Source organism: Bacillus sp. LR--39 (assembly GCF_053613335.1).
Genome location: NZ_JBSIOT010000171.1, coordinates 1 through 1,358 on the forward strand (window position 1 = coordinate 1; position 1,358 = coordinate 1,358).

At 46.2% G+C, this 1,358-nt stretch carries 2 protein-coding genes and 3 tRNA genes; 3 read left to right on the forward strand and 2 right to left on the reverse strand.

The genetic code is table 11. The features are described 5' to 3' along the window. Positions 1-409 (reverse strand): GNAT family N-acetyltransferase (locus ACWHAR_RS21480; RefSeq protein WP_452087769.1); only part of this gene is annotated, 409 nt, incomplete at its 3' end. A gap of 12 nt (positions 410-421) precedes the next feature. Continuing rightward, entirely contained in the window at positions 422-877 is a 456-nt protein-coding gene (locus ACWHAR_RS21485) for a DUF523 domain-containing protein (protein WP_041335158.1), read from the reverse strand. Positions 878-1,056: 179 nt separating this feature from the next. Here ACWHAR_RS21485 and ACWHAR_RS21490 point away from each other — a divergent pair. The 3 genes from ACWHAR_RS21490 (at position 1,057) to ACWHAR_RS21500 (ending at position 1,287) form a co-directional block, all read left to right on the forward strand. After that, positions 1,057-1,131 (forward strand) — tRNA-Glu (locus ACWHAR_RS21490). Between the two features lie 3 nt (positions 1,132-1,134). Beyond that, positions 1,135-1,210 (forward strand) — tRNA-Val (locus ACWHAR_RS21495). Positions 1,211-1,214: 4 nt separating this feature from the next. Then, a tRNA-Thr gene (locus ACWHAR_RS21500) sits at positions 1,215-1,287 on the forward strand. The last annotated feature ends 71 nt before the right edge of the window (positions 1,288-1,358 follow it).

Below are 1,358 nucleotides of genomic sequence, written 5' to 3' on the forward strand. Positions count from 1 at the left end.
TTTTCATATAAAGGTGTTTTGCGCGTATGTTCAGATGATTGACGGCCAAGATGATTTCGTCGCACCATGGAAAATATCCGCTCACAAAAGCGGGAAGCAAAAGCATGGCTTTTTTCGCATAGCCTTTTCCGTGATGCACAGCGTTTAAAGACAGGGAGCTGAGCAGTAAAGCAAATGGATTGTTAGAATAAGAAGCAAGCGTTTCTTTTGATGCATGTAAAATGAAAAAACCGACTGGAAGGTCGTCTTTTAAGATGACAACCGGGTATCGGTCCTGTATGCCCAGAGCCTGAGACAGCACCTCTTTCGGGAGGGAGGTAAAGCGTTTGTCATCGTTGGTGAGCGTGAATGATTGAAGCTCGGGCAAGTGTTCAGGCTTATAGAATGATAAAGAAATGTCTTGAGTCATGTGGTGGCCTCCTTACAATATGTTGTCAAGCTCGTTTTCCGAAATGACGCGGTAGCCCGCTTGTTTTAACAGTGCGGCGGTTACTCCGCTGCCGGTGATTTTTTTACCAGAGAATGTGCCGTTATAGATAAAACCGCTTCCGCAAGATGGACTGTTTTCTTTTAATATGACGGCAGAAGCGTTGATTTCTTTTGCGTAAGCCAATGTTTTCGCGGCGCCTTCCATATATAGTTCTGTGACGTCTTCTCCTGAAGCTGTCACGATTTTCGCTGTTCCATTGAGAACATCCTCGCCGGTGCCTCCTATGATTTCTGCGGGTTCGCGTGGGGTAGAGAAGCCGCCGAGAAGTTCAGGGCAAGCCATGACTGCTTTCTTTTCATCGACGAGTTTTCTGATTTTCTCCGACGCTGCGTGAGAGCCGTTATATCTGCATTCAATGCCTCCAAGGCAAGAACTGACTAGAATCATATTGGGTTCTCCTCTCTTGCTTTACTTGTCTCTATCATAAAATAAATGGCTTTAGTTGGGAGGCTTTTTCAGTTAAAAAAGGAGTTAAAAAGTTTGAAAATAAAAAAATTAATTTTTCTCTTTACAAACAGGGAGTGACCTGTATATAATAACTTTTGTCAGCTCGACGAGAACACAACGGCCCGTTGGTCAAGCGGTTAAGACACCGCCCTTTCACGGCGGTAACACGGGTTCGAATCCCGTACGGGTCACCATTTGGAGGATTAGCTCAGCTGGGAGAGCATCTGCCTTACAAGCAGAGGGTCGGCGGTTCGAGCCCGTCATCCTCCACCATCTTGCCGGTGTAGCTCAATTGGTAGAGCAACTGACTTGTAATCAGTAGGTTGGGGGTTCAAGTCCTCTTGCCGGCACTGTTTTTTCAAAATTTTATGTGGAGGGGTAGCGAAGTGGCTAAACGCGGCGGACTGTAAATCCGCTCCCT

Coding starts and splice junctions, on each gene's coding strand:
- ACWHAR_RS21485 (WP_041335158.1), bottom strand. CDS start 877: ATGATTCTAGTCAGTTCTTGCCTTGGAGGCATTGAATGCAGATATAAC.